General features: G+C 55.2%; 12 protein-coding genes. 7 read left to right on the top strand and 5 right to left on the bottom strand.

The window, feature by feature from the left end; translation table 11 throughout:
- Positions 1 to 61: 61 nt before the first annotated feature.
- Entirely contained in the window at positions 62 to 697 is a 636-nt protein-coding gene (locus QZT71_RS00160; RefSeq protein WP_295911052.1) for a nitroreductase family protein, read from the bottom strand.
- Positions 698 to 861: 164 nt separating this feature from the next.
- Between QZT71_RS00160 and era the strand changes: the two genes are divergently transcribed.
- The 3 genes from era to QZT71_RS00145 are packed head-to-tail and all read left to right on the top strand — an operon-like array spanning position 862 to position 5,196.
- The gene (gene era / locus QZT71_RS00155; protein ID WP_295911051.1) at positions 862 to 1,743 is read left to right on the top strand and encodes a GTPase Era; all 882 of its coding nucleotides are present in this window, start codon (positions 862 to 864) and stop codon (positions 1,741 to 1,743) included.
- A gap of 54 nt (positions 1,744 to 1,797) precedes the next feature.
- Complete coding sequence (locus tag QZT71_RS00150) at positions 1,798 to 3,786, top strand: tetratricopeptide repeat protein (RefSeq protein ID WP_295911050.1); 1,989 nt, start codon at positions 1,798 to 1,800, stop codon at positions 3,784 to 3,786.
- A gap of 21 nt (positions 3,787 to 3,807) precedes the next feature.
- A complete protein-coding gene (locus QZT71_RS00145) occupies positions 3,808 to 5,196 on the top strand; it encodes an MFS transporter (protein WP_295911049.1) in 1,389 nt (462 codons plus the stop codon).
- A 100-nt stretch (positions 5,197 to 5,296) separates the two neighbouring features.
- Here the strand turns inward: QZT71_RS00145 and QZT71_RS00140 are convergent, their stop codons facing one another.
- The 3 genes from QZT71_RS00140 to QZT71_RS00130 all read right to left on the bottom strand — a co-directional run bounded on the left by QZT71_RS00140 (position 5,297) and on the right by QZT71_RS00130 (position 7,983).
- Positions 5,297 to 6,433 (bottom strand): glycosyltransferase, encoded by a 1,137-nt coding sequence (locus QZT71_RS00140; RefSeq protein ID WP_295911048.1) that lies wholly within the window; start codon positions 6,431 to 6,433, stop codon positions 5,297 to 5,299.
- Positions 6,434 to 6,647: 214 nt separating this feature from the next.
- The gene (locus tag QZT71_RS00135) at positions 6,648 to 7,181 is read right to left on the bottom strand and encodes a ferritin-like domain-containing protein (RefSeq protein ID WP_295911047.1); all 534 of its coding nucleotides are present in this window, start codon (positions 7,179 to 7,181) and stop codon (positions 6,648 to 6,650) included.
- A gap of 73 nt (positions 7,182 to 7,254) precedes the next feature.
- Positions 7,255 to 7,983: an acyl-ACP thioesterase domain-containing protein gene (locus QZT71_RS00130; RefSeq protein ID WP_295911046.1), complete on the bottom strand. Its 729-nt coding sequence runs from the start codon at positions 7,981 to 7,983 to the stop codon at positions 7,255 to 7,257.
- An 89-nt stretch (positions 7,984 to 8,072) separates the two neighbouring features.
- Between QZT71_RS00130 and QZT71_RS00125 the strand changes: the two genes are divergently transcribed.
- Entirely contained in the window at positions 8,073 to 8,684 is a 612-nt protein-coding gene (locus QZT71_RS00125) for a hypothetical protein (protein ID WP_295911045.1), read from the top strand.
- Between the two features lie 64 nt (positions 8,685 to 8,748).
- On the opposite strand, the gene QZT71_RS00120 is transcribed toward QZT71_RS00125, so the two are convergent.
- A complete protein-coding gene (locus QZT71_RS00120; protein ID WP_295911044.1) occupies positions 8,749 to 9,750 on the bottom strand; it encodes a fimbrillin family protein in 1,002 nt (333 codons plus the stop codon).
- Between the two features lie 329 nt (positions 9,751 to 10,079).
- On the opposite strand from QZT71_RS00120, the gene QZT71_RS00115 reads away from it, so the two are divergent.
- From QZT71_RS00115 to QZT71_RS00105, 3 genes are read left to right on the top strand one after another with little or no spacing between them, the layout of a single operon-like run.
- Positions 10,080 to 10,769, top strand: coding sequence for a DUF2975 domain-containing protein (locus tag QZT71_RS00115; RefSeq protein WP_295911043.1), 690 nt, complete (start codon positions 10,080 to 10,082; stop codon positions 10,767 to 10,769).
- A 54-nt stretch (positions 10,770 to 10,823) separates the two neighbouring features.
- The gene (locus QZT71_RS00110) at positions 10,824 to 11,045 is read left to right on the top strand and encodes a helix-turn-helix transcriptional regulator (RefSeq protein WP_295911042.1); all 222 of its coding nucleotides are present in this window, start codon (positions 10,824 to 10,826) and stop codon (positions 11,043 to 11,045) included.
- Between the two features lie 39 nt (positions 11,046 to 11,084).
- A complete protein-coding gene (locus QZT71_RS00105) occupies positions 11,085 to 13,898 on the top strand; it encodes a pitrilysin family protein (RefSeq protein ID WP_295911215.1) in 2,814 nt (937 codons plus the stop codon).
- Positions 13,899 to 13,933 lie beyond the last annotated feature (35 nt).

The following is a 13,933-nucleotide window of genomic DNA, read 5'->3' as shown; positions in this document are numbered from 1 at the left end:
ATAAACGACAGAAAGCACCCCGGCTCCGCGGAGCCGGGGTGCTCCGTATTGTCCGTGCGACCTACTCCGCCCAGCCGTTATACCGGACGTTCGCCGGGTTCCATTTCTGTTTGGGCGCCGGAGTTTCAGCCGGATAGCCGATTGGAATCAGGTTCAGCGGGACAACGTTTCCGGGCAGACCCAGAATTTCGCGCACGGCTTTCACACGCTCGCTGCGCGGGTATACGCCCGTCCACACGGCCCCCAATCCTACGGCATGCGCCGCAAGGAGCAGGTTCTCGGAGGCCGCGGCAGCGTCCATCACCCACCAGTCGCCGGAAGCTCCCGGATTACGCGCGAGGTCGCCGCATACCACCACGGCTACCGGGGCCCCGGCCGCCATCTTCGCATAAGGCAGGGCCTCGGAAAACTTACGCAGCAATTCCGGGTCGTCCACGACCACGAAAGCCCACGGCTGGCGGTTCACGGCCGTAGGTGCGGCCATCGCGGCACGCAGCAGCAGTTCGACCGTATCGGCACCGACCGGACAGTCCCGGTAGGCCCGGACGCTCGTGCGGGTAAGAATCACGTCGAGGGGCGTTTGCGCACCCCCGGACGGAGTTTCCGCCGCCGGGCGCAGGCCGGCAAGCAGCCACCACACCAGCAGGGCCGCCAAAACGGCGCCCGCCATAAAGAAGAGTAATTTCGATTTGTTCATCCGGTTTCCGATAAGATTCGTGTTACGGCAAATATAAAAGAAAAATCCCGAAATACGCCGAACACCGCCGAACCGGCCGAATAAGCAGGTAAATTAATCGCCCGGGCGTTTGCAGGGGTCTTATTTTATCGTTACCTTTGTCCGAATCATATCCTGAAAGGAAAATGCACAAATCGGGTTTTGTAAATATCATCGGGAATCCCAACGTCGGCAAATCGACACTGATGAACGCACTGGTCGGCGAAAAGCTGTCGATCATCACCTCCAAAGCGCAGACCACCCGCCACCGTATCATGGGCATCGTCAGCGGCGAAGATTTCCAGATCGTCTATTCCGATACGCCGGGCATCCTCAAACCCAACTACAAGTTGCAGGAGTCGATGATGAAATTCGTGACGGGCGCCGTGACCGACGCCGACGTCATCCTCTACGTCACCGACACCGTGGAGCGGAGCGAACGCTCGGCGGAAATTATCGAACGCATCAAACAAAGCGGCATCCCGACCGTCGTTATCATCAACAAAATCGACCTCACGACGCCCGAAGCGCTCGAAGCTTTGGTCGACAAATGGCAGCAGGAGCTGCCCGAAGCCCGGATTGTTCCCACGTCGGCCAAGGAGAATTTCAACATCGAGGGGTTGTTCAAAACAATCCTCGCCCTGCTGCCCGAAGGGCCGGCCTTCTATCCGAAAGACACGCTGACGGACAAAACGCTGCGTTTCTTCGCCTCGGAAATCATCCGCGAAAAAATCCTGAAATTTTACGACAAGGAGATACCCTACTGCTGCGAAATTGAAATCGAATCCTACAAGGAGGAGCCGGCCATCGACCGCATCGCAGCGACGATTTATGTGGCCCGCGACTCGCAGAAAGGCATCCTGATAGGCCACAAGGGCGAAAAACTCAAGAAAGTCGGACAGACCGCGCGCGAGGATATGGAGCAGTTCCTCGGGAAAAAAGTCTTCCTGCAACTCTTCGTGAAAGTCAGCGACGACTGGCGCAACAACGAACGCCAGCTGCGCCGTTTCGGATACGAATTGGAATAACCCGGAATAATAAACCGCCCGTATAGAACGTTAATGGGACAAGTGAGTCGGAAAATGCGAAAATATATTCTTGGAATCATCGCGGGCATCGCACTGCTGTGCGGTACGAAATCATATGCACAGTACAACCGGGAGTACTTCTTCTGGGTGGGACGGTCGTGCATGATGAACAACGATTACCAGGAGGCCATCCGCACGCTCAACACCCTGCTGCGTTTCGACGAAGACGCTTTCGAGGGATATTTCCTGCGCGGCATCGCCAAATACAACCTCGACGACCTGCTGGGTGCCGAGGCCGATTTCTCGACGGCAATCCGCCTGAACCCGGTTTACACGCAGGCTTACACCTACCGGGCCATCACCCGTTCGCGCCTGGGCAACTACGACGACGCCCTGCAGGATTTCCGCGAGGCAATCGAACTGCGCCCCGACCTGCCCGGGCCCTATTACAGCCGCGGCGTGACGCGCCTGCTGAACCAGCAGTTCAAGGAGGCAATCGAGGATTTCGACAAATTCATCCGCCAGGAAAACAAGGTCGCTGACGCTTTCATCTGCCGGGGCTTGAGTTACCTGCACCTCAAGGATACGGTGCGGGCCTATGACAATTTCAACACGGCCATCCGCACCAACCGCGAAAATCCCAACGGATACAACCGCCGTGGCGGGCTTTACATGGAGCAAAAGCGTTATCCGGAGGCAGAGGCCGACTTCAACAAGGCCATCGCCTGTGACTCGACCTACCTGCTTTCGTACTTCAACCGTGCGCTGGTCTACTCGGATACCAACCGTCCGATGCAGGCCCTTTCGGATTTCGACAAGGTGATTCAGCTCGATTCGATGAACTCGCTGACCTATTTCAACCGCGCCATGCTGCGCACTCAAATCGGCGACTACAACCGTGCGCTGGACGACTACGACAAGGTGGCGCTCTATTCGCCGAACAACGTGCTGGTTTACTACAACCGTGCAGGCGTCTATTCCCAGCTGGGCGAGCTGGAAAAGGCCGTCGAGGACTACACCTCGGCCATCGACCTTTACCCCGACTTCGCCAACGCCTATATTTACCGCAGCCGGTTGCGCGAGTTGCTGCGCGACCAGCAGGGGGCCAAGAAAGACCGCGATACGGCACAGAAGAAGATTGCGGAATACCGTTCGCGTTTGAGCGACAGCACCTACTCCATCTTCGCCGACACGACGCAGCGCTTCGACCGCCTGCTGTCGTTCGACAGCAAATTCTCGGGCGGAAGCTTCGACCGCATAACGGGCCACAACGGCGGCCACGAGGAGATGCGCCTGCTGCCGCTGTTCAAGTTCACGCTGATGCGCCCCGACACCGTGCCGACAGTGACACGCTACCACGTGCAGCGTATCGAAGATTTCAAGAAACGTATCGACAACGAGTTCCTCACGCTCTCGTGGCGCGAAAGCAACATCGCCCCCGACACGCTCATGATGCTCGACAAGCAGTATGTCGAAGAGCTGAAGACCGACCGCGCCTCGTGGACGGTACTTTTCGAACGCGGCGTGTCGCAGTCGCTCATCAAGCAGTACACCAATGCCGTAAATACGTTCTCGTCGGCCATCGAGCAGAACCCGAGCAATCCGTTCCTTTACCTGAACCGTTCGACGACACGTGCCGAGATGATTGACTTCATCTCGTCGATCGACAACTCGTACCAGCGCATCACCATCGATTCGGATCCCGCGAACCGGCTGAACAACAACAGCAAGCGCACGTACAGCTACGACGAGGCGGTCGCCGATTTGAACAAGGCCATCAAGCTCTTCCCCGACCTGGCGTACAGCTATTACAACCGCGCCAACCTGCGGGCCCTGTCGGGCAGCCTGCCCGAAGCATTCGAGGATTACTCGAAAGCCATCGAACTCAACCCCAATTTCGCCGAGGCATACTACAACCGCGGCATCATCCAAATATTCATGAAAGATACGCGCAAAGGATGCCTCGACATTTCGAAAGCCGGCGAACTGGGTATCGTCGAAGCTTACGAGGTGCTGAAACGTTACGCGCCGTTAGAGAAGTAAGCTAACTCAAATCCAATAATTATGGTAGAAACTATCCAACGAAAATTGAACGACTCGGCTTTCGTCCGCTGGACGGCGCTGATTCTGATTGCGCTGACAATGTTCTTCGGATACATGTTCGTCGACATGATGTCGCCGCTGCAGAGTATGATCGAGGCACAGCGCGGCTGGACGCCCGACGTATTCGGCATGTACGGAAGTTCGGAATTCCTCTTCAACGTCTTCGGCTTCCTGATTCTGGCAGGCATCATCCTCGATAAGATGGGCGTCCGCTTCACGGGTATGCTGTCGGCGTCGCTGATGTTCATCGGCGCCAGCATCAAATACTACGGAGTGAGCGACGCCTTTATCGGTTCGGGCATCGAATCGTGGCTCAACGGCTGGTGGGTGTCGTTCCCGGCCAGCGCCAAACTCGCGTCGCTGGGATTCATGATATTCGGATGCGGTATGGAAATGGCCGGAATCACGGTGTCGAAAACAATCGCCAAGTGGTTCGAAGGCAAAGAAATGGCCCTTGCGATGGGCCTTGAAATGGCTATCGCCCGTGTCGGTGTTTTCGCAGTCTTCTCCATCTCGCCGTGGCTCGCGAACATGGCTCCGGCAACGGTCGTGCGCCCGGTGGCATTCTGCACGCTGCTGCTGCTGATCGGCCTGCTCACGTACACGATTTTCACGTTCATGGACCGCAAACTGGATAAACAGCTGGGACTGGACTCCAAGGGAAACAACAGCTCCGAAGAGGAGTTCCGCATCAGCGACCTCGGCAAAATCTTCTCGAGCAAGGTTTTCTGGATTGTAGCCATTCTCTGCGTGCTCTACTACTCGGCCATCTTCCCCTTCCAGCGCTTCGCCACGAACATGCTGGAGAGCAACCTCGGGGTTTCGGCACAGACGGCCGCCGACATTTTCCGCTGGTTCCCGATGGGCGCCGCGGCCATCACGCCCTTCCTGGGCAGCTACCTCGACCACAAGGGCAAGGGCGCCACGATGCTGATTTTCGGCGCCATCCTGATGACGGTCTGCCACTTGATTTTCGCTTTCGTCCTGCCGGCTTACCCGAGCACGCTCATCGCCTACGGCGCCATCATCATCCTGGGTATCTCATTCTCGCTGGTACCTGCCGCACTGTGGCCCTCGGTACCCAAAATCATGGAAACCCGTTACCTGGGCTCGGCCTATTCGCTGATTTTCTGGATTCAGAACATCGGCCTCTGCCTCTTCCCGGCAGTCATCGGCTATGCGCTCAAATTCAGCAATCCGGGCCATATCGACGGCACGGCGTATAACTACACGCTCCCGATGGTGATATTCGCAAGCTGCGGCGTGGCCGCCATGCTCCTCGGCGTATGGCTCAAGGCCGAAGACCGCAAGAAGAAATACGGGCTCGAACTGCCCAATATCAAGAAGTAGCCCGACTACAAACGAATAAATGAAGCGAAAGGGCTGTCGTGCGATGCACGACAGCCCTTTGTAATTTCACAAAACCAAAGCACACCCGGCCAAATGTCTTTCAGCGCACCATTTCGTACAGTTCGGAGATGCGCGTGCACATCTCTTCCCACGAGAAGCGTTTGCGCTCTTCGATGCTGTTTAGGCGGAAACGCTCGATGGCATCGCCCGCGTACATCTTCTCGACGGCTTCGGCCACGCCGTGCACCGTCGGGGCGCAGACATACCCCACACGCCCGTCGGGCACGATTTCGGCAAGGCCGCCGACGTTCGTGACCACCATCGGCACACAGAACTGGTAGGCAATCTGCGTCACACCGCTCTGGGTCGCAGTCTTATAGGGTTGGACGACGAAATCCGCCGCCGAAAAGTAATATTTCACCTGCTCGTCGGGAATGAACCGGTCGTGGAGAATCACCTCGTCCTGCAGGCCGTTGTCGGCAATCTGCCGCAGATAACGCTCTTTCGGGGTGTAAAACTCCCCGGCGACTATCAGTTTGCGCCCCTCGGTACGTCCGGCGCGGTGCAATTCGGCCCATGCGCCGAGCAGCAGGTCGAGTCCTTTGTAATCGCGTATCAGCCCGAAGAAAAGTACGTAACTCACCGCCGGATCAAGCCCCATCCGCACACAGGCCTCGGTGCGGGCCACCCGTTCCCCGAAGTTCTCGAACAGGGGATGCGGCGAAAAGAGCGCCGGGACTTTGCTGTAGGCCTCCAATTCCCGGTGTACCTGCTCCGACATATAGACAAAACCGTCGACCGCATGCAGGAAATAGCGGTTGAACGGCTTGTCGGTCAGGTGGTGTTCGTGGGGCTCGACATTGTCGATTTGGCAAAGGACTTTCGTATGGCCGTTGCCGCGGGCGATACGGGCGATGGTACCGAAACAAGGCGCCATGAAAGGCGTCCAGTACTTCATCAGCACGAAATCGGGCCGCTCGCGGCGGATACGGCGTCCCACGGCAATCCAGTTGAGCGGATTGACCGTATTGACACAGCGGCAGATATGCAAATCGCCGGGAGGAGGCGTCGCAACGGTCTGGCTCTTGCCCGGAAAGAGCAGCGAGGGGTATTGCAGCGTAAACGTCTTGATGTCGACCTCGTTGCCCCGCCCCTGGAACGTGCGGGCCATAATCTCCATGATCGAAGCCAGTCCGCCCCGGTACGGGTGCGCAGGTCCTAAAATCGTAATTTTCATAGATACAAATATAGGAAAATATGCGACATCCCGTATCCCCTGCCCCCATAATCGCCGTGAATAACGCCATCCTGCCGCGGGTGTGCGGCCGCAACACCGAATTCCACCCGCAGTTCCCCCCCCCTCCGGCAGCCGGTTCGACAGGCATTACCCGCATATCAAAAAAATCGGGACGCCCGAAAAGGAAGTCCCGAAAACCGGCTGCGGACAACGGCTATTCGCCGTCGCCGTGTTTGAAACTTTTGGCCGTATGCTTACTTCCCGCGACGGATTGCAGGGCAAGATATTCCTCGCCGTAGTCAATCAGGTTCTGCAACTCGGTACGGAACGTATCGAGATGCTCCTCTTCCTCGGTCAGGATATCCTGGAACATCTTGTGCGTCACGGCATCCTTATGCTCGGCGGCGATGCGCGAAGCCTCGTTGTAGGAGTCGATCGTACTCTGCTCGAGCTGCATGGCCAGGCGGAGCATCTCCTTGACGTCGGTAACCTGGCGTGTGCGGAACGAAGCGTTCATGTCGACGTCGCCCTGCAGGAACATGATACGGTCGGAAAACTCCTCGATGTGGCGCATTTCGGCAATCGAGATTTCGCGCATGATTTTCGAAAGATACTGGTAGCGGTCGTCTTCGAAATGGGTGTGGAAATACATGTACTGAAGCGAAGTGGCGATCTCCTTGCCTATGGCATCGTTCAGCAGGTCGATGCTCACCTGATACTTGTTCTGTGTTTTAACTGCGCTTTCCATAATGAAAAAAGGTTTTGCAGCCATAGCTGCAAAACCCGTTCCACAGACCGGCTGAAAGGCGTTCCCGGCGGGCCTATTTCCACTCGATAGAGGCGCGTACGGCCGCCGTATCGGCGTCGCTGCGTATCTCGAAAAGCGCCGTACGGTCGCGCTGTTCGTATCCGACGGTAAGTGTCTGACCGTAACGGCACTCGCGCAGGAAGTGAATGTCGAAACGCACCGGACACTCCTGCATCAGCAGTTCGACGGGCAGCATGTCGATCATCATCTCGATATAGCGCATCGTGTTGACGTGGCGGTTGAAGTCGATATCACTGTAGACGACCTTGTGTTCGACCGTCTGCGACGGATTCACCTCGCGGATTTTGCGCGGTTTGTCCGCCGGCGACGGAGCGTCGACAATGGCCTCGGCATGGGCGTCGCCCACCCACGAAAGGTCGAGGGCCGAACGGCTCTTGAGGTCGATCATGGCCCACTGCGTCACCGCACGGCCGAACTCGTCACCCGCGGCGTCGGTCAGCGTGAAATTTCGCGTCGAAAGCACGCGGCCGTATTCGTTTATCCACGTCGCAATCGTATAGTCGGTATATTGCTTGGGCTGGCAATCGAATTCGACCGCCATGCGCGAAAGCACCCATGAGTGATTGTCGGCATTCAGGGCGTCGACCCCGAACCCTTTGCCATGGGCGTCGATACCCGCCGTATTGAGAATGGCCGAGCCCAGCGACGGAATCGTGGCCCGCAGCGTGAAGTCCACATCCTGGGGTTCGACACGGTAATTATAAAGTGATTTTTCTGCCATGTAATTGATTTTTAGCGTTGCGTCAGGACAAATATACGAAATTTTCGTATATTTGGTTGAACATTAACCCTCATTAAAAATCGTTAGTTATGGAAATGAAGAAACTCGACTTTGCGGAAACGCTGAAAGAATCAATTGAAATCGGTGTCAAAAATGCGCCGTCGGTTGTCGTAGCGGTAGCCCTGTGGCTGGTGACAATCTGGATACCTTATATTAATATAGGAACGACCATCGCCATCAGCCTGCTGCCGGTCGAACTGGCAAAAGGCAATGTTGTCAACCCGCTTTCGATCTTCGACAGCAAATACCGCCGTTACATGGGCGAATACCTCATCACGGCAGGCCTGATGGTTATTCCCATCTATATCGCTTTCATATTCCTGATTATCCCGGGGATCGTACTATCCCTGTCGTGGGCACTCGCATTCTACTTCCTGATCGACAAGGGTAAGAATCCGATGCAGGCCATCAAGGCATCGAACGACGCCACTTACGGCAACAAGTGGACGATGTTCTTCGTCATGTTGGTTTTCATTGTCATTGCGGGTATCGTACTCGGAATCATCAGCCTCGTATGCTCGGCAATCAACGTAGGCTTCATCACGTTCGTGGTAATGTTCATCTTCATCGTTCTGGCCGCATCGATCCGCATGGCCATCGACGCATCGTTCTGGAAGCAGATGCAGAACAATGTAGAGTAAACCTATTCGACAAAACTGAAAGAGCCGCCCTTTCCGAAAGGCGGCTCTTTAATTCTGCAATTATTTAGTTGCCCATATCAATCGGCGGTTTGGGCGTTCCCCAGGGATTGATCACCGGCTCGTCGAATGCTGCGTTTCCCCAGCCCAATACGGCTCCCATGTCCAGAGTAACCTGGTATTCGTAGATATTATTACCTGTCCAGGTATTCGCACCTGCATCGGCGGGAATCGTAAGCTGGATGGTTACATCGGTTTGGTCGAGCGACGTATCGCCGTTCTTGTTTTTCGTAGTATAGGTCAATACGACTTTCTTGCCCGCTGCGTTCTGCGGGAGCAGCATCAGCACATTCGTATCGTCAGCACCGTTCTTCAGTGTAACCATATCCGTCCCCAGCGTATTATTCACCGTTTGAGAAAAATTGCCGGTACTGCCTACGGTTGGCGTCCACGTACCGTCGGCAAAAGCCAGCGTAGCTGCCGATACGAGCTCCTGGATTTCGACTTTGGTAATCGTCACATCGAGGTACTTCGAATAGTCCTCTTTGGTTTTAGCGGAAAATTTCACCTGTGCCAGTGCATGGTAGAACTGAAATTTTACAGCATTGGGGACAGCCTCATCGGCAGCAGCATACGTACGCGTAACGGCGGGTGCGTATAAAAAGTCTTCCTGCTGCGCGACATCCGGGTTTACGGTATATTCCACACTGGAATCGGTTACCGTAGCACTTGCATTATAAGGGTAGTAGGCGACAAAGGAATAGGAATATCCTTTTTTGAAATAATGAGTCGATGCAAGGGCCCATGCGCTGCCGGAGTTTGTCAACGGCAGGTTGTTCATCCAATCCGCTGTGACGGTTCCGGGAGCATCAGAAAGTGTTTCCTTGCCATAAATACCGATCGATTTACCGCTTTCGAAATCGTTGATCGGAGTACTGCGGGTAATTGTCGCCGGAGCAAACTCGATCGGCACAAGATCGGGCAGCGATTTGGGTTCAGAAGGCTCTTCTTTGGCACAGCCGACACACGCCATCGCCATTACGGCAACAGCCAAAAACAAATTTTTCATTACAGTTAATTTTTTGAGTTTAATTAAAAGATTATTTCTTTTTTGAAAAATATCTATTCTCGAAGCGTATATTTTGTTAAAGCAAAAGTAAAGATTATTTATCACTTCACCCTTTTTGCATGCAATATTTTCCAACCATTTAGGCCCCAAAACAACACATAAACGTCCACCGGCCTGCAAACATCCGGGATGCCTGCCTCCACTCCACTCCGTAAACAGCGAAAAGTAGCGGCTTGGAAAAATATTTTTATCGAAAAACGATAAATATTATTTGTTTTTCGGAAATAAATGCTAAATTTGCAATATCAAAACTTAAAAACAGGCACAGTATGCAGAACAAGAAAAGACTGCACAAACATTTACTGCTGATTTACATTATCTATTTTACGGCATTGGTCGTGGGTTTCGCAGCGAGCTTCGTGCCCGATTTCTCGCGCGGCTGGCGAAACGCGCAGGACACGCTCGAAATCGAAATCCCGCAGGGCGGCATACGCTCCTATTACGTATCGGCCCCGGTGATTCGCAAAGCCGCCGACCCGGTCGTCATCGACGGACTGCCCGTGAACATCACGCCGACAATCAGCCAGCTCGACCTGCGCGTGACCGTGGACGAGGCCTACACGCTCGGCAATGCGTTCAAAGTGATGGGCAACAATGCCTACTGCTACCTGCTGATGGTCATAACGGGACTCTCCTACCTGACCATACTCGTACTGATTGCCCTGATTATCAACTCGCTCCGCAAGTCAATCCGCGACGAACAGCCGTTGCGCCACAGCAATATCCTGCGTACGCGCGCCATCGGCATCCTGATTCTCGCAGCCGAATTGAGCGAAGCATTCATGAAATACATCAACAACAACGAGGCGGCACGCCTGCTCGAAGGAACCTCTTTCGAGGTAGTGGGAACATTCCCGTTGAGCTACTGGAATGTGATTGTCGGAATTTTGTTCCTCTTCATGGCCGAAGTGTTATCGCTCGGCACGCAATTGAGCGAAGAACAGAAACTGACCATCTAAAACGAAATACGACATGACAACGATACGGACAATTAACGGGGGGGGGAAGACATTATGGCGATAATCATCAATATAGACGTTATGATGGCCAAACGCAAGATGTCGCTCGGCGAGTTGGCCGAGCGCGTGGACATCACGCCCGCAAACCTCTCAATCCTCAAAAACGGGAAAGCGAAAGCCATCCGGTTCTCGACGCTCGAGGCGATCTGCCGCGAGTTGGAGTGCCAGCCGGGCGACATTATCGAATACCGCCCCGACCAAACGACGGAAGAATAGTATAAACCCCTAATAAAATCGATTATGAAAAAATTAACGATGCTGATTGTTGCGGCTTTCGCAATGACAAGCGCTGTGGCCCAGCTCAATCCGATGGACCCGATTGCCGTCGACAAGGAGCTCCGCACCGGCAAGCTGGAAAACGGAATGACCTACTACATCCGCCACAATGAAAAACCGAAAGGACAGGCCGATTTCTACATCCTGCACGACGTAGGCGCCATCCAGGAGAACGACTCGCAGCAGGGCCTGGCTCACTTCCTCGAGCACATGGCTTTCAACGGCACGAAGAACCTCCCCGGCAAAATGCTGACGGAGTATCTCGAGAAAGTAGGCGTGAAATTCGGCGCCAACCTCAATGCCGGCACCGGCTGGGACCAGACGACCTACATGATGAAAGACGTGCCGACCTCGCGCGAGGGCATTATCGACAGCGCCCTGCTCATCCTGCACGACTGGTCGCACTTCATCGCACTCGAGCCTGCTGAAATAGACTCGGAGCGCGGTGTAATCATGGAGGAGCTCCGCACCCGCGACGGCGCAAGCTGGCGTTCGATGATGGAGATGATGAAAGCCATCGGCAAGGGCTCGAAGTACGAGCACCGCAATCTGATCGGTTATCTCGACGGACTGAAAGGCTTCCAGCACAAGGAACTGGAAGATTTCTACAACACGTGGTACCGTCCCGACTACCAGGCGGTAATCGTTGTCGGCGACATCGACGTGGATGCCGTGGAGAACAAAATCAAAACGCTGATGAGCGACATTCCCGCACCTGCGGCCGATGCGGCACAGAAAGAGGTGATTACCATCCCCGACAACGAGGAGCCTATCGTCAGCATCTTCACCGACCCCGAAATGCAGGGTTCGAAAGTACAGATTTTCATCAAGCGCCCGGCAGTTCCGGAGCAGGTCAACAGCCTGATATACGGTGAAATGTTCGATATCATACAGGCCTACATGACCACGATGGAGAACGCCCGTCTGCAGGAAATCGCCATGAAACCCGACGCACCGTTCCTCGGCGCAGGCATGGACACCGGCGGCCTGGGCATCATCCCGACGCTCAATGCCACGATTTTCGTCGCCATGACACAGGACGGCAAACTGCCGCAGGGTATCGAAGCCCTCTATACCGAAATGGAGCGAGTTCGCCGCCACGGCTTTACGCAGGGTGAATTCGAGCGTGCACAGGAAGACCTGATGCGCCGCGTGGAGCGTTCGTACGCCAACCGCAACGACCGCCGCAACGGTGAGTTCGTACAGACCTACCTCGACAATTACCAGAAGAACTCGCCGATGCCCGACGCAAAAACCGAATGGGAGCTCGACAGCCTGCTGATTAAATCGATTCCCGTGGAGGCGGTGAACGCATTCGCACAACAGACCATCTACCCCAACAACCAGGTGTTCGTCATCACGGCTCCGGCCAAGGAGGGCGTCGTGAATCCCACCGCCGAGGAGGTGCTGGCCATCCGCGACAAGGTCGCTGCCGCCGAAATCGAGGCATACGAGGACAACACGGTCAAGGAGCCGCTGATTCCCGAAGGTACGCAACTCAAAGGTTCGCCCGTGAAAAAGACGACCGAGAATGCCGAATACGGCACGACGGAGTGGACGCTCGCCAACGGCGTGAAGGTCATCGTGAAACCCACGACCTACAAGGCCGACGAGGTGCGCATGAACGCCATCGCCAAAGGCGGACTTTCGATTCTCTCGGACGAAGAGTTCTACATGGGCGAGATGATGCCCGCATTCAACTCGATGTCGGGCGTAGGCAAATTCTCGGCTACGGACCTCAAGAAACAGCTTTCGGGCAAATCGGCGTCGGTACAGCCGTCGGCCGAGAACTACGCCAGCGCCATGAACGGCGTATGCTCGCCCAAAGACCTCGAAACGATGCTCCAGCTGCTCTACCTCAACTTCACGCAGCCGCGTTTCGACCAGAACGATTACAACACCCTGATGAAGATGCTGCGCTCACAGTTGGAGAATGTGAAGTCGAATCCCGACTACCTGATGCAAGAGAAGTTCATCGACGTAGCGCACGGCAACAACCCGCGCCGCCAGATGGTTTCGACCGAGATTATCGACAAGTTCAGCTTCGAAGCCCTGCCGGCCATCTACAAGAAACTGTTCCCCGATGCAAACAGCTTCGTCTTCAAGTTCGTGGGCAACGTCGACCTCGAAACGCTCAAACCGCTCGTGGAGAAATACATCGGCTCGATTCCGACCTCGAAGAAGGCCATGACGTTCGTCGACGACAAGTGCGCACCCGTCAAGGGTGAGGTGACCGAAGAGTTCACGGCGTCCATGCAGCAGCCGAAAGTTTCCGTACACTACATGTTCTCCGGAAAAATGCCCTACACGCTCCAGAACAAAGCGGCCCTGACGTTCCTTACGCAGGCGCTCAACTCCCGCTACCTGATTTCGATCCGCGAGGAAAAGGGCGGCACGTACGGCGTTCATGTAAGCGGCTCGACGGAGTATATTCCGGATGCGGCCTACACGATGGACATCCAGTTCGACACCAACGAGGAGATGGCCGACGAGCTGCGTGAAATCGTCATGAAAGAGATTCAGGAGATCGCCGAGAACGGCCCCAAGGGCGAGGACATCGAGAAAACCCGCGAATTCATGCTCAAGAGCTGGAAAAACAGCCTCGAGCAGAACGCCAGCTGGATGAACTACCTCAACAGCAAGTACGGCTCGGGACTCGACTACCTGGCCGATTACGAGCAGGTGCTCAAATCGCTGACCAACGCCGACGTACAGGCCATGGCCAAAAAGATTCTCGCCGACGACAACCTCGTCAAGGTCATCATGCGCCCCGCTAAGGCAGAAGCGAAATAATACTTCCGGCCCGATAAATGAAAGGCAGCCTCAAT

The organism is uncultured Alistipes sp. (genome assembly GCF_902388705.1).
Lineage (GTDB): Bacteria > Bacteroidota > Bacteroidia > Bacteroidales > Rikenellaceae > Alistipes.
Note: the sequence above shows the minus strand (reverse complement) of the source record. Positions and strands in the feature narration are given on the sequence as shown.